Annotated in this window: 21 protein-coding genes, 2 tRNA genes and 1 pseudogene; 14 read left to right on the top strand and 10 right to left on the bottom strand. The window is 63.7% G+C overall.

What is annotated here, in order from left to right:
- From AC1RQF_RS21070 to nagZ, 9 genes are all read left to right on the top strand, one after another.
- Window positions 1–246 (top strand): glutaredoxin family protein, encoded by a 246-nt coding sequence (locus tag AC1RQF_RS21070; protein ID WP_492872912.1) that lies wholly within the window; start codon window positions 1–3, stop codon window positions 244–246.
- A 126-nt stretch (window positions 247–372) separates the two neighbouring features.
- A complete protein-coding gene (gene lepA / locus AC1RQF_RS21065) occupies window positions 373–2166 on the top strand; it encodes a translation elongation factor 4 (RefSeq protein WP_274002036.1) in 1794 nt (597 codons plus the stop codon).
- A 15-nt stretch (window positions 2167–2181) separates the two neighbouring features.
- Entirely contained in the window at window positions 2182–3075 is an 894-nt protein-coding gene (lepB, locus tag AC1RQF_RS21060; protein ID WP_274002038.1) for a signal peptidase I, read from the top strand.
- A 140-nt stretch (window positions 3076–3215) separates the two neighbouring features.
- Complete coding sequence (gene rnc, locus AC1RQF_RS21055; protein WP_492872884.1) at window positions 3216–4322, top strand: ribonuclease III; 1107 nt, start codon at window positions 3216–3218, stop codon at window positions 4320–4322.
- 63 nt (window positions 4323–4385) lie between these two features.
- Window positions 4386–5285, top strand: a complete 900-nt coding sequence (gene era, locus AC1RQF_RS21050; protein ID WP_252982599.1) for a GTPase Era — start codon at window positions 4386–4388, stop codon at window positions 5283–5285.
- The gene (gene recO / locus AC1RQF_RS21045; RefSeq protein WP_443111561.1) at window positions 5272–6111 is read left to right on the top strand and encodes a DNA repair protein RecO; all 840 of its coding nucleotides are present in this window, start codon (window positions 5272–5274) and stop codon (window positions 6109–6111) included. Before era ends, recO begins: the two co-directional genes overlap by 14 nt.
- Window positions 6108–6881 (top strand): pyridoxine 5'-phosphate synthase, encoded by a 774-nt coding sequence (pdxJ, locus tag AC1RQF_RS21040; protein WP_274002045.1) that lies wholly within the window; start codon window positions 6108–6110, stop codon window positions 6879–6881. Before recO ends, pdxJ begins: the two co-directional genes overlap by 4 nt.
- A gap of 6 nt (window positions 6882–6887) precedes the next feature.
- The gene (acpS, locus tag AC1RQF_RS21035) at window positions 6888–7310 is read left to right on the top strand and encodes a holo-ACP synthase (RefSeq protein WP_274002048.1); all 423 of its coding nucleotides are present in this window, start codon (window positions 6888–6890) and stop codon (window positions 7308–7310) included.
- 25 nt (window positions 7311–7335) lie between these two features.
- Window positions 7336–8364 carry a beta-N-acetylhexosaminidase gene (gene nagZ, locus AC1RQF_RS21030; RefSeq protein ID WP_274002050.1) on the top strand — a complete coding sequence of 343 codons (1029 nt, stop codon included), beginning with the start codon at window positions 7336–7338 and terminating at the stop codon, window positions 8362–8364.
- A 43-nt stretch (window positions 8365–8407) separates the two neighbouring features.
- Here nagZ and AC1RQF_RS21025 read toward each other — a convergent pair whose 3' ends face one another.
- The 3 genes from AC1RQF_RS21025 to earP all read right to left on the bottom strand — a co-directional run bounded on the left by AC1RQF_RS21025 (window position 8408) and on the right by earP (window position 11998).
- Window positions 8408–9808, bottom strand: a complete 1401-nt coding sequence (locus AC1RQF_RS21025; protein ID WP_274002051.1) for a sigma-54-dependent transcriptional regulator — start codon at window positions 9806–9808, stop codon at window positions 8408–8410.
- A gap of 257 nt (window positions 9809–10065) precedes the next feature.
- The gene (gene efp, locus AC1RQF_RS21020) at window positions 10066–10623 is read right to left on the bottom strand and encodes an elongation factor P (RefSeq protein WP_252982604.1); all 558 of its coding nucleotides are present in this window, start codon (window positions 10621–10623) and stop codon (window positions 10066–10068) included.
- Window positions 10624–10792: 169 nt separating this feature from the next.
- Window positions 10793–11998 (bottom strand): elongation factor P maturation arginine rhamnosyltransferase EarP, encoded by a 1206-nt coding sequence (gene earP / locus AC1RQF_RS21015; RefSeq protein ID WP_274002052.1) that lies wholly within the window; start codon window positions 11996–11998, stop codon window positions 10793–10795.
- Between the two features lie 75 nt (window positions 11999–12073).
- On the opposite strand from earP, the gene uvrC reads away from it, so the two are divergent.
- From uvrC to AC1RQF_RS20990, 5 genes are all read left to right on the top strand, one after another.
- Entirely contained in the window at window positions 12074–14134 is a 2061-nt protein-coding gene (gene uvrC, locus AC1RQF_RS21010) for an excinuclease ABC subunit UvrC (RefSeq protein ID WP_492872883.1), read from the top strand.
- Between the two features lie 80 nt (window positions 14135–14214).
- Window positions 14215–14805: a CDP-diacylglycerol--glycerol-3-phosphate 3-phosphatidyltransferase gene (gene pgsA / locus AC1RQF_RS21005; protein ID WP_274004254.1), complete on the top strand. Its 591-nt coding sequence runs from the start codon at window positions 14215–14217 to the stop codon at window positions 14803–14805.
- Window positions 14806–14929: 124 nt separating this feature from the next.
- Window positions 14930–15005 (top strand) — tRNA-Gly (locus tag AC1RQF_RS21000).
- Between the two features lie 55 nt (window positions 15006–15060).
- A tRNA-Gly gene (locus tag AC1RQF_RS20995) sits at window positions 15061–15136 on the top strand.
- A gap of 461 nt (window positions 15137–15597) precedes the next feature.
- On the top strand, window positions 15598–15810 hold the full coding sequence (locus AC1RQF_RS20990) for a hypothetical protein (protein WP_492872882.1): 213 nt from the start codon (window positions 15598–15600) through the stop codon (window positions 15808–15810).
- 62 nt (window positions 15811–15872) lie between these two features.
- Here the strand turns inward: AC1RQF_RS20990 and AC1RQF_RS20985 are convergent, their stop codons facing one another.
- The 7 genes and pseudogenes from AC1RQF_RS20985 to AC1RQF_RS20955 all read right to left on the bottom strand — a co-directional run.
- On the bottom strand, window positions 15873–16130 hold the full coding sequence (locus tag AC1RQF_RS20985) for a PAAR domain-containing protein (RefSeq protein ID WP_274002055.1): 258 nt from the start codon (window positions 16128–16130) through the stop codon (window positions 15873–15875).
- A gap of 44 nt (window positions 16131–16174) precedes the next feature.
- Entirely contained in the window at window positions 16175–16408 is a 234-nt protein-coding gene (locus tag AC1RQF_RS20980; RefSeq protein WP_492872881.1) for a hypothetical protein, read from the bottom strand.
- A complete protein-coding gene (locus AC1RQF_RS20975) occupies window positions 16390–16824 on the bottom strand; it encodes a DUF6708 domain-containing protein (protein WP_492872911.1) in 435 nt (144 codons plus the stop codon). The genes AC1RQF_RS20980 and AC1RQF_RS20975 overlap by 19 nt, the downstream gene beginning before the upstream one ends.
- A 314-nt stretch (window positions 16825–17138) precedes the next feature.
- On the bottom strand, window positions 17139–18086 hold the full coding sequence (locus tag AC1RQF_RS20970) for a DUF6708 domain-containing protein (RefSeq protein WP_492872880.1): 948 nt from the start codon (window positions 18084–18086) through the stop codon (window positions 17139–17141).
- A complete protein-coding gene (locus AC1RQF_RS20965; protein WP_492872879.1) occupies window positions 18076–20913 on the bottom strand; it encodes a toxin VasX in 2838 nt (945 codons plus the stop codon). Before AC1RQF_RS20965 ends, AC1RQF_RS20970 begins: the two co-directional genes overlap by 11 nt.
- Before the next feature lie 10 nt (window positions 20914–20923).
- Window positions 20924–21853, bottom strand: a complete 930-nt coding sequence (locus tag AC1RQF_RS20960) for a DUF4123 domain-containing protein (RefSeq protein WP_492872877.1) — start codon at window positions 21851–21853, stop codon at window positions 20924–20926.
- Window positions 21853–22288: pseudogene (locus AC1RQF_RS20955) on the bottom strand (bacteriophage T4 gp5 trimerization domain-containing protein); the annotation flags it as partial. The pseudogene AC1RQF_RS20955 and the gene AC1RQF_RS20960, both read right to left, overlap by 1 nt.

Here is a 22288-nt window from a genome sequence, read left to right as displayed (position 1 = left end):
ATCTTCACGCTGTACGGCCGCGGCTGGTGCCATTTGTGCGACGACATGCGCGACGCGCTGGCGCCCGTCGCGGCCGAGTTCGGCGCGCGCGTCGAGGTGGTCGACATCGATGCGGACCCCGCGCTGGTCGCGCGCTACGACGAGGACGTGCCGGTGCTGCTGCTCGACGGCGTCGAGGTCTGCCGGCATCGTTTCGATGCGGCGCGGGTGACGGAAGCGCTGCAGCGGGCCGTGCGGCGCGGTTAGCCGCGGGTTCCACGCAAAGGCCGCCCCTGGCAGGGCTTTTCGGCTAAAATAGGCTGTTTTTTCACCGACTTACACAAGGCGTGCTCTGCGATCGTCGAGCGCGCCTTTTTCGCTTGATCGGACGGAATGGATCATATTCGCAACTTTTCGATCATCGCGCACATCGACCATGGCAAGTCGACGCTCGCGGATCGCATCATTCAGGTATGCGGCGGCTTGTCCGACCGCGAAATGGAATCGCAGGTGCTCGACTCGATGGATCTCGAGCGCGAGCGCGGCATCACGATCAAGGCGCAGACCGCCGCGCTGTCGTATCGGGCGCGCGACGGCAAGGTTTACAACCTGAACCTGATCGACACCCCGGGGCACGTCGATTTCTCGTACGAGGTGAGCCGTTCGCTGTCCGCGTGCGAAGGCGCGCTGCTCGTGGTGGACGCGAGCCAGGGCGTCGAGGCGCAGACGGTCGCGAATTGCTACACGGCGATCGAGCTCGGCGTCGAGGTCGTGCCGGTGCTCAACAAGATCGACCTGCCCGCCGCGAACCCGGAGAACGCGATCGCGGAGATCGAGGACGTGATCGGCATCGACGCGACCGACGCGACCCATTGCAGCGCGAAGACGGGGCTCGGCGTCGAGGACGTGCTCGAGTCGCTGATCGCCAAGGTGCCGCCGCCGAAGGGCGATCCCGCCGCGCCGCTGCAGGCGCTCATCATCGATTCCTGGTTCGACAACTACGTCGGCGTCGTGATGCTGGTGCGGATCGTCAACGGCACGCTGCGTCCGAAGGAAAAGATCAAGCTGATGGCGACGGACGCGCAGTTCCCGGTCGAGCACGTCGGCGTGTTCACGCCGAAGTCGCGCAATCTCGAATCGCTGTCGGCCGGGCAGGTGGGCTTCATCATCGCCGGCATCAAGGAACTGACGGCCGCCAAGGTCGGCGATACGGTCACGCATGCGACCAAGTCGGCGCTCGCGCCGCTGCCGGGCTTCAAGGAAGTGAAGCCGCAGGTGTTCGCGGGCCTCTATCCGGTCGAGGCGAACCAGTACGACGCGCTGCGCGAGTCGCTCGAGAAGCTCAAGCTGAACGATGCGTCGCTGCAGTACGAGCCGGAAGTGTCGCAGGCGCTCGGCTTCGGCTTCCGCTGCGGCTTCCTCGGCCTGCTGCACATGGAGATCGTGCAGGAACGGCTCGAGCGCGAGTTCGACATGGACCTGATCACGACCGCGCCGACCGTCGTCTACGAGGTCGTGAAGAGCGACGGCGCGACGATCACGGTCGAGAATCCGGCGAAGATGCCGGAGCCGAGCCGGATCGGCGAGATCCGCGAGCCGATCGTGACCGTGAACCTGTACATGCCGCAGGAATACGTGGGTTCGGTGATCACGCTGTGCGAGCAGAAGCGCGGCATGCAGATCAACATGCAGTACCACGGCCGCCAGGTGCAGCTCACCTACGAGATCCCGATGGCCGAGATCGTGCTCGACTTCTTCGACCGGCTGAAGTCGGTGTCGCGCGGCTACGCGTCGATGGACTACGAGTTCAAGGAATACCGCGCGTCGGACGTCGTGAAGGTCGACATGCTGATCAACGGCGACAAGGTCGACGCACTGTCGATCATCGTGCACCGTTCGCAGTCGCAGTATCGCGGCCGCGAAGTCGCGGCGAAGATGCGCGAGATCATCCCGCGCCAGATGTACGACGTGGCGATCCAGGCCGCGATCGGCGTGCACATCATCGCGCGCGAGAACATCAAGGCGCTGCGCAAGAACGTGCTGGCGAAGTGCTACGGCGGCGACATCTCGCGCAAGAAGAAACTGCTGGAGAAGCAGAAGGAAGGTAAGAAGCGGATGAAGCAGGTGGGTTCGGTCGAGATCCCGCAGGAGGCATTCCTGGCGATCTTGCGCGTCGAAGACAAATAACAGGACTGATCCTTTATGAATTTTGCGCTGATCCTTTTTGTGCTCGTCGTCTTGACGGGCATCGCGTGGGTGCTGGACAAGCTGGTGTTCCTGCCGCAGCGGCGTCGGGCGGCGGATGCGGCGGTCGAGGAGTTCGATCGCCAGCAGGCGCGCGTCGGCGAGCGCTTCGCCGACGAGAACGCGCCGCAGACGCGTGCGCGGCTGCGCGACGACAAGCTGCGCCAGCCGTGGTGGCTCGAGTACACGGCGAGCTTCTTCCCGGTGATCCTCGTCGTGTTCGTGGTTCGTTCGTTCATCGTCGAGCCGTTCAAGATTCCGTCGGGCTCGATGGTGCCGACGCTGCTGGTCGGCGATTTCATCCTCGTCAACAAGTACGACTACGGGCTGCGGCTGCCTGTCGTCAATACCAAGATCACGGCGGGGCGGCCGCTCGAACGCGGCGATGTGGTGGTGTTCCGCTACCCGAAGGATGAGTCGGTCGACTACATCAAGCGCGTGATCGGCCTGCCGGGCGACACCGTCGCGTATCAGGACAAGCAGCTGACGATCAACGGTCAGCCGGTGCCCGAAACGCCGATGGCCGACTACTTCGACGAAGAGCGCATGAACTACGCGAAGCAGTTCGAGGAAACGCTGGGCACCCGCAAGAACGCGATCTTGAACAATCCCGGCGTGCCGCCGTTCGTGATGGGCGCGTACGACTACCCATATCGCGACAACTGCGAATACAACAGCCGCGGCGTGATCTGCAAGGTGCCGCCGGGTCACTACTTCATGATGGGCGACAACCGCGACAACAGCGCGGACAGCCGCTACTGGGGCTTCGTGCCCGACAAGAACATCGTCGGTCGCGCGTTCTTCATCTGGATGAATTTCAGCAACCTGAAACGCATCGGCTCGTTCAACTGAGCAACGCGCCGTTCGGCAACACGTCGCATGACGTGTTGCCGAACTACTTTAAGAACCCTCGGTAACACCGCTTCGTCACGCCTTTTCGTGCCCGGCCCCGTCCGTTCGACGGAGTTGGCGCCCGCGTTATACTCCTGCACATGCCCCTATCCCAGTTGGAAAGCCGGCTGCGCTACGAATTTCGCAATGCGGAATTGTTGCGCCAGGCTTTGACCCATCGCAGTCACAGTGCCACGCACAACGAACGGCTCGAGTTTCTCGGCGACTCCGTTCTCAATTGCGCGGTGGCCGCCCTTTTGTTCCAACGTTTCGGTAAGTTGGACGAAGGCGATTTGTCGCGCGTCCGGGCGAATCTCGTCAAACAGCAGTCGCTGTACGAAATCGCTCAGGCCCTTAATATTTCCGACGGGCTGCGCCTGGGCGAGGGCGAGTTGCGCAGCGGTGGGTTCCGGCGCCCCTCGATCCTCGCGGACGCATTCGAAGCCATCATCGGGGCGGTGTTCCTCGATGGCGGCTTCGAAGCCGCCCAAGGGGTGATCAAGCGCCTCTACATTCCGATCCTCGATCACATCGATCCGCGCACCCTCGGCAAGGACGCGAAGACGCTGCTGCAGGAATACCTGCAGGGTCACAAGATCGCGCTGCCGACCTATACCGTCGTGGCGACGCATGGTGCGGCGCACAATCAGCAGTTCGAGGTCGAGTGCACGGTGCCGAAGCTCGACGTCAAGGTGTCCGGGTCCGGCGCGAGCCGGCGCGCGGCCGAGCAGGCCGCCGCGAAGAAGGCGCTCGACGAGGTGATGGCCGCCGCGCCGTTGCTCGGCGCGAAGCCGAAGCGCTCGAAGGGCGCGCGGGCCGCGAAGCATGCGGAACCGGAGATCGTGCCGGGCGTGAAGGGCGTGCAGGAAGCACTCGACCTGCGTGCGCCGGACCGCAAGGAACGTGCGCCGGCCCGCGCGGCGGGCGGCCCGGCCGAAGCCCGGCCCGCGGCGGAGCCGGTTGCGCCCGCCGCGCCGATCGCGGTGATCCGCGGCGCGCACGCCGAGCCGGCCGAGCGGTCCGCCCGCGCCGCCGACAAAACCGCCGCCGCCGACAAACCGGCGGAGAAAACCGACGCCGCGCCGCGCGCGGCGGCCGGCCTGGTCGACAAGCCGCCCCGTCCCCGTGACGCGACGCCCGCGCTGTCCTCCGAAGCCGAGCCCGGCATGGCGGCCGCCCCCGTGCGCGCTGCCGATGCCGGCCATTGATCCCGAACACGATACCGGTCGCGCCCAACCCGCGCGCCGGTTCCGAACCCGCTGCATCCTGATATGAACGCTCCCGCTCCCACTGGTTTCCGCTGCGGCATGATCGCGATCGTCGGCCGGCCGAATGTCGGCAAGTCGACGCTGATGAACGCGCTGGTCGGCCAGAAAATCAGCATCACGTCGCGCAAGGCGCAGACGACCCGCCATCGCATCACCGGCATCCACACGCTCGACGACGCGCAGTACATCTTCGTCGATACGCCGGGCTTCCAGACCCGCCACAGCACGGCGCTGAACCGCTCGCTGAATCGCGCGGTGACCTCGACGCTGACGTCGGTCGACGCGATCCTGTTCGTGATCGAAGCCGGCCGTTTCGGCCCGGACGACCAGCGGGTGCTCGACCTGATCCCGCCCGGCACGCCGACGCTGCTGATCGCAAACAAGCTCGACCGCGTGAATGACAAGGACACCCTGTATCCGTTCATGCAGCAGATGGGCGCGCTGCGCGAGTTTGCCGAGATCGTGCCGCTGTCCGCGATGCGGCCGGAGGACATCCGCCGCTTGATGGACACGATCAAGCCGTACCTGCCCGAGGGCGAGCCGATCTACGGCGAGGACGACCTGACCGATCGCAGCTCCCGCTTCCTCGCGGCGGAAATCCTGCGCGAGAAGGTGTTCCGCTGGACCGGCGACGAATTGCCGTACACGAGCACCGTGGTGATCGACAAGTTCGAGGAGGAAGGGCGCCTGAAGCGCGTGTTCGCGACGATCCTGGTCGAGCGTGATTCGCACAAGGCGATGGTGATCGGCAAGAAGGGCGCGAAACTCAAGCAGATCAGCACCGAGGCGCGCATGGACATGGAGAAGCTGTTCGACGGTCCGGTGTATCTGGAAACCTTTGTCAAGGTGCGCAGCGGCTGGGCCGACAACGAAGCAGGGCTTCGCGCCTATGGGTACGAATGACGCGTGGATGATGCCCGCGGAGGGCGAGGCGGCTTCCGAGCCTGCCGCGCCCGCCGACGCGCCGCCGCCCGAGCCGCCCCGCAAGGCGCGCCGCGGCGGCGCGCGCACATCCGAGTTCCGGGTGGCCGAGCAGCCGGGCTTCGTGCTGCATAGCTACCCGTATCGCGAGACGAGCCTGATCATCGACGTGCTCACGCGCGACCACGGCCGCCTCGCGCTCGTCGCGAAAGGCGCGAAGCGCCCGCATTCGGCATTGCGCGGCGTGTTGCAGACCTTCCAGCCGCTTGCGCTGTCCTGGTCCGGCAAGTCCGAGCTGCGCACGCTGACGGGCGCGGAATGGGTGGGCGGCATGCTGCCGCTCGCCGGCGACGCGCTGCTGTGCGGTTTCTACGTGAACGAGCTGCTGGTCAAGTTCTGCGCGCGCGAGGATCCGCATCCGCCGCTGTTCAAGCACTACCTCGTCACGCTCACGCGGCTTGCGCATGGCGAAGCGCCGGTGCAGGTGCTGCGCTCGTTCGAGCGCGTGCTGCTGCGCGAGACCGGCTACGCGATGTCGCTCGGCCGCACGGTCGCGCGACGCGCGGTGCAGCCGGACGGCCGCTACGTGTTCGATCCGGAGCGCGGCGTGCGCGACGCCGACGACAGCGTGCCGTCGCATTGGCCGGTCGTGTCCGGGCAGACGTTGCTCGACATGGAGGAGGACGATTACCATCGGGCTCTGACCGTCGCGCAAAGCAAGACGCTGATGCGCTTCCTGCTGAACACCTACCTGGGCGGCACGCCGCTCGCCACGCGCCAGATCCTGATCGACCTGCAAAATCTATGAGCTTCTTTCTCACCACGCCCACCGCCATCGACCTCGGCGTCAACATCGACCACGTCGCCACGCTGCGCAACGCGCGCGGCACCGCCTATCCCGATCCGATCCGCGCCGCGCTGGCCGCCGAAGCCGCCGGCGCGGACGCGATCACGCTGCATCTGCGCGAAGACCGCCGCCACATCGTCGACGCCGACGTGCGCACGCTGCGGCCGCTCTTGACGACGCGCATGAACCTCGAATGCGCGGTGACGACGGAGATGCTCGACATCGCCTGCGAGATCCGTCCGCACGATGCCTGCCTCGTTCCGGAGAAGCGCGAGGAGCTGACCACCGAGGGCGGGCTCGACGTCGCGGGCCGCTTCGAAGCGGTGCGCGCCGCGTGCCGGCAGCTCGCGGATGCGGGCGTGCGGGTGTCGCTGTTCATCGATCCGGACGAAACCCAGATCCGCGCCGCGCACGAGGCGGGCGCGCCGGTCGTCGAACTGCACACGGGCCGCTACGCGGATGCGCACGATGAGGCGGAGCAGCAGCGCGAATACGAGCGGATCGCCGCCGGCGTGGAGGCGGGCGCACGGCTCGGCCTGAAGGTCAACGCGGGCCACGGCCTGCATTACACGAACGTACAGCCGATCGCGGCGATCGACGGCATCGTCGAATTGAACATCGGCCATGCGATCGTCGCGCACGCGATCTTCGTCGGTTGGGACAACGCGGTGCGCGAGATGAAGGCGATCATGGTCGCCGCGCGCGTCGCGGCGCTGCACGGCGCGCGCTGAACGCCGATGGCGATCTACGGCATCGGCACCGACGTCGTCCAGGTGAGCCGCATCGCGGCCGTGCTCGAACGCACGGGCGGGCGGTTCGCCGAGAAGGTGCTCGGTCCGGACGAGCTGCGCGTGTTCCAGGCGCGGCGCGCGCGCTCCGAAGTGCGCGGCATCGCGTTCCTCGCGACCCGTTTCTCCGCGAAAGAGGCGTTCTCGAAGGCGATCGGCCTCGGGATGCGCTGGCCCATGACGTGGCGCGCGCTGCAGGTGCTCAACGAGCCGAGCGGGCAGCCCTTCGTGGTCGCGTCGGGCGAGCTGGCGGCCTGGCTCGGCGCGCGCGGCATCACGGCGCGCGTCACCGTCAGCGACGAGCGCGACTACGCGGTCTCGTTCGTGGTCGCCGAGACGCCCGACCCGGCCGCCGGCCGCGACGCCGCCTGATTTCTTACCGAAGGATCCTGATTCGATGAAACTGACTCCCGGCCCGGTGATGCTCGACGTCGTCGGCACCGCGCTGACCCGTGACGATGCGCGCCGTCTCGCGCACCCGCAGACGGGCGGCGTGATTCTGTTCGCCCGCCACTTCCAGGACCGCGCGCAGCTGGTCGCGCTGACCGAGGCGATCCGCGCGGTGCGCGAGGACATCCTGATTGCGGTCGATCACGAGGGCGGCCGCGTGCAGCGCTTCCGCACCGACGGCTTCACGGTGCTGCCCGCGATGCGCCGCCTGGGCGAGCTGTGGGACCGTGACGTACTGCGCGCGACCGAGGCGGCGACGGCCGTCGGCTACGTGCTCGCGGCCGAACTGCGCGCGTGCGGCATCGACATGAGCTTCACGCCGGTGCTCGATCTCGACTACGGCCACTCGAAGGTGATCGGCGATCGCGCGTTCCACAGCGATCCGCGCGTCGTCGCGCTGCTCGCGAAGAGTCTCAATCACGGGCTGGCGCTCGCGGGCATGGCCAACTGCGGCAAGCATTTCCCCGGCCACGGCTTCGCGGAGGCGGATTCGCACGTCGCGCTGCCGACCGACGACCGGCCGCTCGACGCGATCCTCACGGCCGACGTCGCGCCTTACGACTGGCTCGGCCTGTCGCTCGCGGCGGTGATCCCGGCCCATGTGATCTATACGCAGGTCGATGCGCGGCCCGCGGGCTTCTCGCGGATCTGGCTGCAGGACATCCTGCGCGGCCAGCTGGGTTTTGAAGGGGCGGTGTTCAGCGACGATCTGTCGATGGAGGCGGCGCGCGAGGGCGGGACGTTGACCGAGGCGGCCGAGGCGGCGCTCGCGGCCGGCTGCGACATGGTGCTCGTGTGCAACCAGCCCGAGGCGGCCGAGCAGGTGCTCAATGAATTGCGGACGATGCCCTCGCGCGAATCGAGCCGCCGCCTGAAGCGGCTGCGGCCGCGCGGCAAGGCGCTCAAGTGGGACAAGCTGATGCGCGAACCGGCCTACGTGCGCGCCCAGGCGCTGCTGCACACGCTGTTCGCCTGATCCGGCGCGGCGGGGCGGGCGCTCAGGCCCGGCCCGCCGTCGCTCAGTCTTCTTCCTTCATCCGCTGCAGCTTGTTGTAGAGCGTCTTCGGGCTGATGCCGAGCAGTGTCGCGGCGCGGTGCCGGGTGCCGCCCACCGCGTCGAGCGTCGCGCGGATCAGCAGATCCTCGACGTCCGCGAGCGGGGTGCCGACCCGCACCTGCACGCTGCTGCCGTTCAGCGACGTGCCGGCCGTGAGGCTTGGCTCGCCCGCGTGCAGGGTGTCGATGAAATCGCCCGAGGCGTCGTACGCGAGCCGGACCCGCTCGTGCAGCTCCCGGACGTTGCCGGGCCAATCGTAGGCGCGGCATTCGCGCACGAAGCCCGGCGCGAGCCGCTTGTCGGTCGCGCCAAGGCCCGCCGCGCGGGTCTCGCGGTTCAGATCGTCGACCAGCGCCTCGGCGATCTGGATCACGTCGTCGTCGCGCTCGCGCAGCGGCGGCAGGCCGACCGATGCGGCGTCGAGGCGCAGCCACAGATCCTCGCGCAGCGTCCCGTTCGCGACCGCCTCGCGGGCCGGGCGGCGCGTGGTCGTGATCAGCCGGAAATCGCTCGAAATCTCGCTGCTGCCGCCGATGCGCATGAAGTTCTGCGAGTCGAGCGTGCGCAGCAGCGCTTCCTGCAGGGCCAGCGGCAGCGCGGTGATCTCGTCGAGCAGCAGCGTGCCGCCGCTCGCTTGTTCGAACAGCCCCGGTTCGCGGCGCTCCGGGCCGGTGTAGCTACCGCGCTCGCGGCCGAACAGCATGCCCTCGAGCGCGGTGCCGTCGGTTTCGAGATTGCGCGGCGACACGGCGGCCGCGCGGCAGTCGAACGTGATGAACGGTCCCTTGCGGCGCCGGCTCAGCTCGTGCAGCGTGCGCGCGGCGATCTCCTTGCCGGTGCCGGGTTCGCCCCAAAGCAGCACCGCGGTCTCGGTGCGCGCGTTGTGCTCGAGCATGTCGTACACGTGCTGGATCGCGTCGCTGCGCCCGACCAGCGCGCCGAACCGGCCGAGCCTGCGCAGCGTGGCGCGCAGCGACTGGACCTCGTCGATCAGCTCGTACGGCCGCGGAATCCGCGCGAGCAGGCTGCGCAGGCGCGGAATGTTGATCGGCTTCAGCAGATAGTCCCAGATGCCGTGCCGCAAGCCCTCGATCGCGCTCTCGACCGTCGCATTGCCGGTCAGCACGATCACCGGCAGCGATCCGTTCGGCTGCTGCTGCGGCAGGTTCTGCAGCAGGTCGAAGCCGCTGCCGTCGGGCAGGTTCAGGTCGACGAGCACCACGTCCGGGATCGAGCGGGCCAGCGCCGTCCGGGCTTCGGCGAGCGAGGTCGCGGTATCGACGGAAAATCCGTCCGCGCCGAGCAGCGCGGTGAGCCCGGACAGGCTATTGGGATCGTCTTCGACAATCAGGGCGTGTGGCATGGTGTACGCGAATATTCAAATGGGCGGGCAGCGTGCGGCAGCCTCATTTTGAGATTAGAAATGGATTTTATGCCGCGCCGCGCTTTTAGCGTACGGTATTTGTCAGCCGATATAAAACGGTTACCGAAGATACAAATTGGATATCTTTGATTTGCCTTACAGCGCGCATTTCGTGCTGGGTGTCCGGGGGCTGTCCGCCAACGAAAAAGCGCCCCGGAGGGCGCTTGATTCGGCGTGCTTCGCAAGGGGCGCTTTGCTTACGCGCGGCTGCGGTACTCGTTGGTACGCGTGTCGATTTCGATCTTGTCGCCGGTGTTGCAGAACAGCGGCACTTGCAGCTCGTAGCCGGTCGAGATCTTCGCGTTCTTCAGCACCTTGCCCGACGACGTGTCGCCCTTGACGGCCGGTTCCGTGTAGGTGATTTCGCGGACCAGGACCGTCGGCAGTTCGACCGAGATCGCCTTCTCGTTGTAGAACACGACTTCGCAGGCCATGCCGTCTTCGAGGTAGTTGAGCGCGTCGCCCATCATTTCCGCCTCGACTTCATACTGGTTGTAGTCGGCGTCCATGAACACGTACATCGGATCGGCGAAGTACGAATACGACACTTCCTTGCGCTCCAGCACGACGACGTCGAACTTGTCGTCGGCCTTGTAGACCGATTCCTGGCCCGCGCCCGTCAGCAGGTTCTTCATCTTCATCTTCACGACGGCGGAGTTGCGGCCCGACTTGTTGTATTCGGCCTTCGAGATCACCATCGCTTCGCTGCCGATCATCACGACGTTGCCTACGCGGAGTTCCTGTGCGGTTTTCATCATAAAACTGTCCTGTACGAAAAAATTGCCCGGGCGTTGCGCAACGGCGGACGCCGCAGGCGGGTTCATTCCGGCGGGTCGCGCGGGGGCCGTTCCGGCCGGGCCGCGCGCTGCGGGCCACGGACGCCGAAAACGTACGCGCTTGCGCAGTCTGCCGTTGGATAACCGCTTATTTTAACTGAGATTTTGAGAATTCGGCCAGATTTCCGGCGAGATCGCCGCGCGACGCCAGTTCGTCCGCCCAGGCGGCCGCGCGGGTGCGCAGCGCCGTGCGATGTCTCCAGAAATCGGCCCAGTCCGGCGCGCCCTGGCCGTTCCAGGCATGCCAGAAACGCGCGAGCGCGGCGCCGGCCGGGGCGTCGAGGCCGTCCCCCAGGTGCGCGAGCGCGGCGTCGAGCTTCGGCAGGTGCGCGTCGTCGGCCTGCGGGTAGATTTGCCAGACGAATGGCCGCCGGGCCCATTGTGCGCGCACGAACGAATCCTCGCCGCGGACGAAGTTGATGTCGCTGACCCACAGCAGCGGGTCGTAGGCGGGCTGCGCGACGAACGCGAGCCCGTGTGCGCACAGGTTGCCGCGCGCCGCCCGGCTGCCGGCCGCGAGCTGGCCCGTGCCGAAGAAGCGGCCGAGCCCGGCCGACACCCGGCCTTCCGGCGCCAGCAGGGCGACCGGCTGGTCGCCGTCGCGCCATTGTTCGAGCAGCGCGTCGAGCGCCGGATTTTCGTACGCGAACAGCGACGCGACCAGCGTGCCGGCGGCCGGCGCGGGGCCGCCCGTCGCGGCCTGCCACCAGGCGTCGCGCGCCGCGGCGTCGAAGGCGTCGCGGCGCGCATCGAGGTCGCGCTCCTTGAGCACGCCGCCCGTGCCCGCGCCGAGCCCGGGGAAGAAGAAGGTCTTGGTGAGCGGATAGCGCGGGTGCGGCGAGGGCCGCAGATGAAAGTCGCCGACCCAGTCCTCGGCGCTCAGGTATTCGAGGTTGATCCACACCGGCGCGCGTGCGCGGCGGGCCATCGCCGCGACGTACTCGGGCGGCAGCTCGCATGCGAACGCCTCGATCACGACGTCGGCGATCGCGAGCGTGTCGCCCGCGTGGGCCGGCCCGCGCCAGTGCTCGACGACGATCCCGTCGAGCGTCTGGCGCGCGGCGTCGACGCGCGCGTCGGGCCGCAGCCGCGCGAACGGGTGCAGGTCGTCGACGAAGAGGCGCACCTGCCAGCCGTGTTCGTCGGCGAGTTGGCGCGCGAGGCGCCAGCAGACGCCGATGTCGCCGAAATTGTCGATCACCGCGCAGAACAGGTCGCAGGCGATGCGGCGGACGGCGGGCGCGGCGTCGACGACGGCGGCGTGCGCGGACGGGATCAGGGGAAAGGACGGCATCGGAAGCGGGGCGGGAATGCTCTAAACTGGCGATTCTAAATGACCTGTTCGCGCGCGCGCCGCGTCGAATCACGCATGACATCCCCCGAGACACCCGAAACCGTTTTCGAGCCCAAGAAGATCCTCGCGCAGTTGCCGCACATGCCGGGCGTCTACCGCTACTACGATGCCGACGGCGCGGTGCTGTACGTCGGCAAGGCGCGCGACCTGAAGAAGCGCGTGTCGAGCTATTTCAACAAGACCCAGCTGTCGCCGCGCATCGCGATGATGGTCACGCGCATCGCGCGGATCGAGACCACGGTCACGCGCTCGGAAGCCGAGGCGCTGCTGCTCGAAAACAACCTGATCAAGGCGCTCGCGCCGCGCTACAACATCCTGTTTCGCGACGACAAGTCGTACCCGTACCTGAAGCTCACCGGCCATCGCTTCCCGCGCATGGCGTATTACCGCGGCGCGGTCGACAAGAAGAACCAGTATTTCGGGCCGTTCCCGAGCGCTTGGGCGGTGCGCGAGAGCATCCAGATCCTGCAGCGGGTGTTCCAGCTGCGGACCTGCGAGGATTCGGTGTTCAACAACCGCACCCGGCCCTGCCTGCTGCACCAGATCGGCCGTTGCAGCGCGCCGTGCGTCGGCGCGATCGGCGACGACGACTACGCGCGCGACGTGTCGAACGCGTCGCGTTTCCTGCTGGGCCGCCAGAACGAGGTGATGGGCGAGCTCGAGCAGAAGATGCATGCGTTTGCCGCCGAACTGAAGTTCGAGCAGGCGGCGCAGGTGCGCAACCAGATGAGCTCGCTCGCGACCGTGCTGCACCAGCAGGCGATCGACGTCGGCGGCGACAGCGACGTCGACATCCTGGCCGTGGTCGCGCAGGGGGGCCGCGTGTGCGTGAATCTCGCGATGGTGCGCGGCGGCCGGCATCTGGGCGACAAGGCCTACTTCCCCGCGCATGTGGAGAGCGCGCTGACCCTCGCGGAAGGTGGCGCGGGCGATGCGGAGGCTGATGATCGGGCGGCGGGCGGTCCCGCGACGGGCGATCCCGCGGCGGGAGACCTTGCTGCGGGCGATCCTGCGGCAGACGACCTCGCGACGGAGGGCGCGACGGCCGGCGCGGCGGCGCTCGAGCGCGAGGTGCTCGAGGCCTTCATCGCGCAGCACTACCTCGGCAACCGGGTGCCGCCGGTGCTGGTGGTGAGCCATGCGCCCGCGAACCGCGAGCTGATCGACATCCTGACCGAGCAGGCGGGGCACAAGGTGACGCTGCTGCGTCAGCCGCAAGGACAGCGGCGCGCGTGGCTGACGATGGCCGAGCAGAATGCGCGGCTCGCGCTCGCGCGGCTGTTGTCAGAACAGGGTTCGCAGCAGGCGCGCACGCGCGCGCTCGCGGACGTGCTCGGCTACGACAGCGAGGATCTCGCGCAGCTGCGGATCGAGTGTTTCGACATCAGTCATACGATGGGCGAGGCGACCCAGGCGTCGTGCGTCGTCTATCACCATCACAAGATGCAGTCGGGCGAATACCGGCGCTACAACATCACCGGCATCACGCCGGGCGACGATTACGCGGCGATGCGCCAGGTGCTCACGCGGCGCTACGAGAAAATGGTCGAGCAGGCGGCCGAGGCGGCCTCGGCCGACGCGGAGGCGGGCATCGACGCGGACACGACGCGCGAAGCCGCAGCCGGCGCGCTGCTGCCGAACCTCGTGCTGATCGACGGCGGCAAGGGTCAGGTCGAGATGGCTCGCCAGGTCTTTACCGAGCTGGGGCTCGATTGCTCGATGCTGGTCGGAGTCGCGAAGGGCGAGGGGCGCAAGGTGGGCCTCGAGACGCTGGTGTTCGCCGACGGCCGCGCGCCGCTCGAGCTCGGCAAGGAAAGCGCGGCGCTGATGCTGGTTGCGCAGATCCGCGACGAGGCCCACCGTTTCGCGATCACAGGGATGCGCGCGAAGCGTGCGAAGGCGCGCCAGACCTCGCGGCTGGAGGAGCTGGAGGGCGTCGGCGCGAAGCGGCGCCAGCGCCTGCTCGCGCGCTTCGGCGGATTGCGTGGGGTGGTGGCGGCGAGCGTCGAGGAGCTGGCGAGCGTCGAGGGCATCTCGCACGCGCTCGCCGAACAGATCTACCGGCAGCTGCATTAGCCGCGTCGCGCCTGGCCGCCGGCTTGTAGCGGGGCGGGTGACACGGCACAATTGCAGCTCCTTTACCCATGTCGCCTGCCATGCCGTTCAATTTTCCGATTTTCCTGACGTGGGTGCGAATCGTGCTGATTCCGCTCGTGGTCGGCGTGTTCTATCTGCCGGACACGGTGATGAGCGGCGATCACCGCAACCTGGCGGCGGCGGTCGTGTTCATCCTGGCCGCGCTGACCGACTGGTTCGACGGCTTCCTGGCGCGCAAGTGGAACCAGACCTCGGCCTTCGGCGCGTTCCTCGATCCGGTCGCCGACAAGCTGATGGTGACGGCCGCGCTGCTGGTGCTCGTGCAGCTCACGCGGATCGACGCGGCGATCGCGCTCGTGATCGTCGGCCGCGAGATCGCGATTTCGGCGCTGCGCGAATGGATGGCGCAGATCGGCGCATCGAAGAGCGTCGCCGTGAATTCGCTCGGCAAGTTCAAGACGGCCTGCCAGATGATCGCGATCCCGATGCTGCTGTTCTATGGGCGTCTGCCGCTCGGCGTGTTCGAGCTCGATACGCGCGTGTGGGGGCAGTGGCTGATCTATCTCGCCGCCGTGCTGACGATCTGGTCGATGCTCTACTACATGAAGCTCGCGTGGCCGCAGATTCGCGAGCGGGGCGGGGCGGCCTGACGCGCGCGAGCGTGTGCAAAAGAAAAAAGGGTGCGAAAAAGTGTTGACACCCGAAACTGGTTTCTACATAATCTCGTTTCTCCGCTGCACGGCAAGCAGTAAGCGCAGCGGGAAGCAGCAAAACGCGGGAGTAGCTCAGTTGGTAGAGCGCAACCTTGCCAAGGTTGAGGTCGCGAGTTCGAGACTCGTCTCCCGCTCCAATTCGAAGCGGCGTTTTGTGAGTAGTGAAGCAGCAGGACGTCCGATGCAGGACATGCGGGAGTAGCTCAGTTGGTAGAGCGCAACCTTGCCAAGGTTGAGGTCGCGAGTTCGAGACTCGTCTCCCGCTCCAAATTTTGATCTTCAGCGTTCCACGGAATTCTGTAAGTCGTTGAAAAAGGGGCGAAAGCCCCTTTTTTCATTCCGGTGAGGTCTACCGGAATCCAGCAGCAGCCAGCACTTTTTAGCCCATCTATACGGACGCGGGCTGGAGCGTATTGTTGCTGGGCGGTAGCGGGCGATATGTCGACCATCTGTTCCTGAATGAACCCAGGTACAGAGGAGTTGAACATGGCACTCTCCGCAACGGACTTACCATTCAAGGCCTGAGCGCAGCAGCCACCATTTGGGCCACCGGCGCGTGGCGGGCTACGGTTTTCTGACCGAGGCCAGTACGGTCACCGGCTTGATCCTGGTGACGAACCTGCTGCTCCGCCAGCGCGCCAAGCTGGTCGACCGCCATGTACCTGAGGCCGAAGCCGAAGAGCGCTACTACAACATCGCACTGACCTGCGCGTCCTCGGATGAGGCGGTGTGCGGGCCGAATTGCTCAACGCCATCGGCGCGCACAATTTGCGACTGCGGGGAGTCGAAAGCCGGCAGCGCGATGGCGGACGTTCGGAAGTGCACACGATCGTCTACTCCACACAACAGGAAGATGAGCGGGTGGAAAAGCTGGTGGGCCGCTTGAGCCTGCTGCCGCAAACCTATTCCGCGAGCTGGACCTCTGATACGGGCAACACGTGAGTGGCCGCGCTCTGCTGAGCACCTGCGCAAAGCCACGGCGCACGCAGATGCTCAGCACTGTCTTACTCGACCAGCCAGTCCGCTTCACCTTCCACCAGTTTGCCGCCATGGCTGGTGCTGTCTCCCTCACGAGCCACCGGCTGGCCTTCCACGCTGGTGCCTGGCGAACCTGTCTGGATGACGGCACCGCAACTGATCCGATCACCAACGCGCGCGACGGCGCGGCCGTTGATCTCGGCACTGCTTGCGCCACTGACGACTGTACCGCTCCCGTGGATGGGGCAGCTGTGTTTATGACCAACGAGGACGATTGGTTTCATTTCAAACTCCTTGGGTTTAGAACGGCATCAGCTTTTTCAAGTCATCACGAATCAATACGCTCCCCGTTGACACGAATCACCGGCTTGCGTTTTTCGTTGAAGCCGCACAACCGGTCTATCTCCTTGAGGAACTGCGTGTACGGCACGTTGTACTGAATGAAGGCTTCGACGCTGCCCGGGAACGCGTTGATCAGCAGCCAGCCCAGCCAGAGCGGGATGGTGATGGGGGGCCTTGAACAGGCCGTAGGGCTTCGCCAACCTACGTCGAAGCCCCGCATACCAGTCTCGGTAAGGTTGCTGTCTCTTGCCAACGGCATCGTCGTGGCGGCACCTGCGCGGGTTTAGGCAGATTTTCAAGACCTCGTTCCATGAAAACTTGAAGATAGGACCAGAGGGACTTGGCTGACCGATCTCCGTCAAATAGACCGAGATTTCCGCAAGCCGCACAGATCTCGGTCGGCGGATCCATGCTGTGGTCCACGCCGATGAGATACAGCGGGTGCCGGCTTGCGTAGCCACTTGCAGACACAATGGGAACGTACCCTGCCACGGCTTCGAGGTGATTCCAGTCGAGTACGTGGAGACGCTTCTGCCGCGGGTATATGAAGTAGAGTTTTCGGGTGCCTCGATGAATGCGAATAAAGGCGCCGCGACTCCGATGAGCCCCGCTGGCTAAGTAAAAAATAAAGGCCATGCCAATCGATACTGGTAGCCCGGAGAGCATAACCAAGATTGTATCTGGCTCTATGCTTGCGGGGCCGAGGGCGAATATGCCCAATACAACTGCGAAGATGAAAACAACGACGGACATTCCAATGAAGCCGGCAGCTCCGCTTTGCGTGCAATTTGCATAAGTTTCAAGTTCGATACACCTATCGTTAATCCGTCGCACCCCATCGGGTTGAGGGGTTTCTTCCGTAGCCGATCTCGATACAGTGGCGTTCCACCAACGCGCAGGCTGTTTGGTAGACGCTTGATCAGATTGGCTGTCCTATCCACGGCAACACTTCATGGCTCAATGCGCTCCCCGTTCACGCGGATAACCGGCGTGCGCTTCTCGTCGAAACCGCATAGCCGGTCGATCTCCTTGGGAAACTGCGTGTACGGCACGTTGTACTGGATGAAGGCTTCGACGCTGTCCGGAAATGCGTTGATGAGCAGCCAGCCCAACCAGAGCGGAATGGTGATGGGGGCCTTGAGCAGGCCGTAGGGCTTTGCCAACCTACCTCGCAGCCCCGTATACCAGTCTCGGTAGGGTTGCTGCGTCTCTTGCCACCGGCTTCGTCGTGGCTGGAGCGGCGCGGGCTTGGGTAGGCCCTCAGGACCTCGCTCCATGAAGGCTTGCAGATAAGACCAGAGCGCCCTGGCTGACCGGTCACCATCGAACATACCGAGGTTGCCACAGGCCGCACAGATCTCGGCGGGCGGATCCATAGCGTAGTCGATGCCGATCAAATACAGTGGATGTCGGGAAGTATTAATGCTGCCGGTAAAGGTCGGGATATACCCAGCTAAGGCCTCGATGCTATCCCAGTCGAGTACGTGGAGGTGTGTCTGCCGGGGGTAAATGAAGTAAGCCTTTCGAGTTTCTCTATGGATGCGAATATAGCCTCCACGACTCCGATGGGCACCACTTGTGAAGTAAAAAAAGAGAACTATAGAAGGTAAAACCGGAGCAATAAGTGCGAAGGTTAGAAGTGTTTGTTCAGTTATCTTATCTCTATCCGCAACTGCCAATATCAGTAGCAGAGCGGATGCGGTCACGAGAATGGACATTCCAATATGACCAGCGATACTGCTCTGCGTAAAGTTAGCGTAGGTCTCAAGTTCGATACACTGTTTGCTGACCCGCCGCACTCCATCGGGTTGTGGCAATTCTCCAGAGGGGGGAGCTTTATATAGAGGCGTTCCACCGAGGCGTAGGCTTCTTGGAAGACGTTTAATTTCAGTTGTCATTTGGTGCTCCAACGGGTTCAAGCTTGGAAGAGTCAATCGGATCGGTAAACCATCCCCCCGATGTGAATACCAACGGTGTCGGCGCGTCAGGTTGCAACAATGCCAAACCGGGTTGTTGCTCCGGATCCGGAAAGTACAGATATTCCAAGTCCACCTTGGCATCCTCATGCATTTGAATCGACCAGCCACATTCCTTTCCAGTGCCACCTAACGGTGTAACCAAACACTCACGACGGTAGTCTATAGGGCTGCTTTCAGCGGAGTGGATAATGGGCCCATTGACTCGGGAAAGCTTGTTGCCGCGCAGACTGAAGGCTAACCTTGTTTGGAATTTATCTCCTGGCACATCGTTTGTTCCGGGGAGTTGGCAACTGATGCGAAGTGTACCCACTGAGTATCCGGGGGCTTTGTCCCACTCAGGCGTCAGGCGCGGGCGATAGTACAAACTATGTACAGCATCCAACTCCTCACGATTGTTGTAATGGCGGCTGTCAATCCCCCACGCGCTGTGCTTAAGCCATCTCTCCACAGGGCCATGTTTGGTCATGTCTGCCCCAAACGCAAACCCAATAACAAGTACGACGGCGATACCCGCAACAACGGCCCAGCCCCCCGGAGTCAGGCCAAGCACTATAGCGGCTGCTCCACCACCTGAAACAGTCAAGGCGGTGGCTGTGCCTCCTGCCCAGGTCGCAACCGTCAGCAGGCCGCCGGCCATGGCTGAGCTGACCAACATCCAACCTTGTTCTGGGTTACTTTCACCAAATGCAGCGGCCGCCCTAATTGCATCCGCAACTGCTGTGATGCCGACTCCCCCAGCACCGAAGATAGCTACCCCACGTTTGGCGGCAAGTATCTTCATGCTATTCGCTAAAGCGGTATTGCCACGCGCTTTAGCTGATATAACAGTGACGGCTGCGCTAGTTTCTATTCCAGCGCCAACAAGAGAGTAAAGGGCTCCAACAACTGCCGCAGTATTTGCCGCCTTATTTTCCGTCGAATTCCACGCTTTTAGTGAATTATTCATTCCCTTAAGCGCAAGGAAGCCTCCTAATCCAGTGAAGAAGTGCCCTCCGGGGCCACGTATCCGATTCATCGCGTTAATGAACGGATTGCCTTCCATATGAATAGCCCGTGCCGGTGGCAGCGCAGGCCGCTCTGCCGGCGCGCGGTCAAGTTCGCGGTATGTGGTTTCACCAACCTTGACCCAGTCGTACACCAGAACACGAGTAAGTACATCGGCCTGGTTGATTTTCGGCGGTGGCATTTTCCAGCCGCGCGAGCGCTCGGCACCGAGCGTTTGGTAACCTTGGAATTCATAGGCGGCACGCTGCAGATCCACCAAGCGGACATCATATACAACGATGGTTGCGTTGGCTCTGATCTCCATCACATGTCGCAGACGTCGTACCAGGACGTCTGCTTGCTTTGCTTCCGGTAGCACCTGCAACAATCCAATCAGCGCATTGGTGGCGGGAGCGATAACATGCTCTTCCATAAACTTGTCCATTACATCAAACATGTTTTTGGCAATATCGCCGGTGCTGGACTTCAACCGAGCCAACAGGATTTCGCTGCCATTGGCAAGTGCCAGCCAATAGGGGCTTTTGTCCGCAGGCTTGGCGATCAGGTCATCCATCACCTTGCCGCCCTCCTTGGTGTGAACCAAGCCGCCAATACACTGGAAGACTGCATTCTCATAGTCGCGTGCGTTGTGGATCACGGTAAGATCAAAACACCTCAGTGCTTTGCCCAACAGCTTCTCTTGGTCGATGAGTTGCACCCAGGCGATGGAATCGTTCACCGCTGTGGCAATGGTTTTCTCAAACTCTTTGATCTTCTTGGAGTAGGTCTCGGGAAACAATGTCGCGCCGGCATAGTTCACAAGATTGCGTTGCTTGGCTAGGGCTTTGGCCGAATCTGGGGAACTGGCCGCCTGCTTCTTCATGGCCTCAAAATAGTTGGTAATGAGAATCCCACTCTGCAACTTGTGTGCATTTTGCCCGGCATACTTGGTCTTGCTCGCGACCGCCTCCGTGACCAGATAGTGCAACTCACTTGCAATCCCGATCGGATCTTGCAACGTGACCGCCAGAGGCGTGATTTCCATGCGCGGTTGCAAAGCGATGTACATGTTGCCCAAGATGTTATTGCTGTTGGGCGCTCCTTCGGTAAAGCGGATTTCGCTCCATCCGTAGTGCATCGGTACGCCGTAAACGGCGGGCGCGAGCAGTTCGAGCGTTGAGCTGCCAAGCAGTGCTGCATTGAAAACGTGCTTTTGCCCGGCGCCTCCGGCAGGCATGCACTTGGTGGCCAATGTGTCGCGTAGACCGTCCTTATTGGTTTCGACCTGCCAGAGTGTGCGATGGGTAAGCAGCGTGTCACTTACCAACAGGTAGACGGTCTCTGCGGTTTTGCTCTCCGGAGCAAGTAGATAGGGTTTGGCACCGGCTGTATCGGGCCGGGTGTGCCGACCTGGTGTAGCATCTTTGTCATCAGACCGGTCCCACCAAATACGGGCAAATCGCACATCCTCGGTAACTTGATAGTGTTGTGTCCACATACGGTCATTCTCGAAATAGCAGAGGTAGACGTAGGTGCCTGGGCGCAGCACGCGCAAACCATAGGCCTTAGTACCTGTGAGAGCGGGATACCCCTCGGTACTCAGCGTGGGGAATATGCTTTTATCGAGGGCTCTATCCGCGATGCCATAGCGCATCGGGTAGACAGGAACACACCGCTCACACGGTAGTGGCGAGATTGCAGCGGCCAGTTGCTTCTCGTTGGGGCGGTTGGGGCCCAGGGCATTTTTATGGGGCGTCGTCATATGGGTTCCTTCAAGCTCTTGCGGTGGCGAGTGCCGTCAGCCGCGCTTCGGCGTCAAGCAACCGCTGTTTCCCTTGCACCTGTCTTTTTAAAAAGATGTCACGCAATGCAGCATCCTTGGCGAAGAACTCATGCGGGTACTGGAAGCGAAGTTCCACATAGTGGCGAACGTCGCGCTCAGCGGTTAGCGCTAGTTGATCAGCCGCCTCACGCACGAACAGGTTGAGATGCCGCCAGAGCGTGGGTTCGTTTTCAGGATTGCTGTAGGCCGGGATTCTTTGACGGAATTCGCGCACGCAATCGCGCATGAACCACGCGAGGCTGGCATGGTTGAGCGCGTCTTCGTCATCTAGTGTCAATACGATGGGTTTTTCTGCAACCGATGGGGACCGATTGGTCACCGGTGCATCGGCAGATAACCACTCGCCTGATTGCCCTGCACCCACATACCAGATGAAACGCTGGATGGGACCGAACAGGCCAGATAGACGCTCCTCCGGCAACCCCTCACAGAGTTCTTCGAGGACACGCGGAGCATGAAGGCTGAAACCGATCGGATGCCCATCGGACCCGGTCAACTGGTTCAAGTGCTGGAGATGAGCTACGAGGCTATCGCTATCATTGGGGCTTAGTAGGATCAGTCCTGCCTGTTGGCTAAGCCAGTGGTCAAGCGCAAAGGTGTACAGTGCCTCGTCGAGTGGCACCAGCAAGGGGCCCTGGCGATAGCCAGGGGAACTGTACTCCCAAGCTGTATCGCGCCAAATCCAACGAAAATCAAAGCTCTTGGTGATCGTGAGCACGTCTTCCTCAAGCGTTTCGCTATGCGTGCCGTTCAGGCAAAGCCAAGGGCGAGCACCTTGTTGTAGCGAGGTCCAGCTTGTGCTGGGCAATGCCTTCACTACTTGGCGTGACCACATCGATTGCTCGATCGCCGTTTTCATCAAGCTGCTCCCTTCCCGCAAGGACACGGCTGGCGCGGACAAGAGCCATCGGCACGCATAGCGCACGCACGGACCATACTTTGTCCAGCCCGAGGCGCTGCGGACAGGGCGAGTACATTCCCCGTTCCACTGCCAGGTTTACTCATGGGTCCCTTCACCAGAATGGAGATGGCATCCAGCGTGATACCGGAACCGTCGATGCGGATGGTCCCTCCCGGCCCCTTAATAGAAAGATTCTCAACGGCCTGGATCTCATAGACCTTAGTGCGGTGGCGAATGGCCTGGCCGGCCTGCAGCTCGGAGTGCCCCTCAACGGTGTGCTCCTGATGCCCGCCGATGCTCACCCAGTGGTTGGCCGCGGTCTTGTCGCGGCGGTTATTGCCGACCTCTTCGGTGCGGTCCTTGCCGGTGTGGAGGGTGTGGTTGCGGCCGACG

The organism is Burkholderia sp. GW821-FHT14F03, from assembly GCF_058803765.1.
The sequence above is the reverse complement of the archived record's forward strand: the minus strand, read 5'-3'. Positions and strand labels throughout refer to the sequence as shown.

What these genes read in the sequence shown, in the direction of transcription:
- lepA (WP_274002036.1), top strand. Translation starts at nt 373, where the DNA reads ATGGATCATATTCGCAACTTTTCGATCATCGCGCACATCGACCATGGC.
- lepB (WP_274002038.1), top strand. Translation starts at nt 2,182, where the DNA reads ATGAATTTTGCGCTGATCCTTTTTGTGCTCGTCGTCTTGACGGGCATC.
- rnc (WP_492872884.1), top strand. Translation starts at nt 3,216, where the DNA reads ATGCCCCTATCCCAGTTGGAAAGCCGGCTGCGCTACGAATTTCGCAAT.
- era (WP_252982599.1), top strand. Translation starts at nt 4,386, where the DNA reads ATGAACGCTCCCGCTCCCACTGGTTTCCGCTGCGGCATGATCGCGATC.
- recO (WP_443111561.1), top strand. Translation starts at nt 5,272, where the DNA reads ATGGGTACGAATGACGCGTGGATGATGCCCGCGGAGGGCGAGGCGGCT.
- pdxJ (WP_274002045.1), top strand. Translation starts at nt 6,108, where the DNA reads ATGAGCTTCTTTCTCACCACGCCCACCGCCATCGACCTCGGCGTCAAC.
- acpS (WP_274002048.1), top strand. Translation starts at nt 6,888, where the DNA reads ATGGCGATCTACGGCATCGGCACCGACGTCGTCCAGGTGAGCCGCATC.
- nagZ (WP_274002050.1), top strand. Translation starts at nt 7,336, where the DNA reads ATGAAACTGACTCCCGGCCCGGTGATGCTCGACGTCGTCGGCACCGCG.
- AC1RQF_RS21025 (WP_274002051.1), bottom strand. Translation starts at nt 9,808, where the DNA reads ATGCCACACGCCCTGATTGTCGAAGACGATCCCAATAGCCTGTCCGGG.
- efp (WP_252982604.1), bottom strand. Translation starts at nt 10,623, where the DNA reads ATGAAAACCGCACAGGAACTCCGCGTAGGCAACGTCGTGATGATCGGC.
- earP (WP_274002052.1), bottom strand. Translation starts at nt 11,998, where the DNA reads ATGCCGTCCTTTCCCCTGATCCCGTCCGCGCACGCCGCCGTCGTCGAC.
- uvrC (WP_492872883.1), top strand. Translation starts at nt 12,074, where the DNA reads ATGACATCCCCCGAGACACCCGAAACCGTTTTCGAGCCCAAGAAGATC.
- pgsA (WP_274004254.1), top strand. Translation starts at nt 14,215, where the DNA reads ATGCCGTTCAATTTTCCGATTTTCCTGACGTGGGTGCGAATCGTGCTG.
- AC1RQF_RS20985 (WP_274002055.1), bottom strand. Translation starts at nt 16,130, where the DNA reads ATGAAACCAATCGTCCTCGTTGGTCATAAACACAGCTGCCCCATCCAC.
- AC1RQF_RS20980 (WP_492872881.1), bottom strand. Translation starts at nt 16,408, where the DNA reads ATGCGGGGCTTCGACGTAGGTTGGCGAAGCCCTACGGCCTGTTCAAGG.
- AC1RQF_RS20975 (WP_492872911.1), bottom strand. Translation starts at nt 16,824, where the DNA reads ATGGCCTTTATTTTTTACTTAGCCAGCGGGGCTCATCGGAGTCGCGGC.
- AC1RQF_RS20970 (WP_492872880.1), bottom strand. Translation starts at nt 18,086, where the DNA reads ATGACAACTGAAATTAAACGTCTTCCAAGAAGCCTACGCCTCGGTGGA.
- AC1RQF_RS20965 (WP_492872879.1), bottom strand. Translation starts at nt 20,913, where the DNA reads ATGACGACGCCCCATAAAAATGCCCTGGGCCCCAACCGCCCCAACGAG.
- AC1RQF_RS20960 (WP_492872877.1), bottom strand. Translation starts at nt 21,853, where the DNA reads ATGAAAACGGCGATCGAGCAATCGATGTGGTCACGCCAAGTAGTGAAG.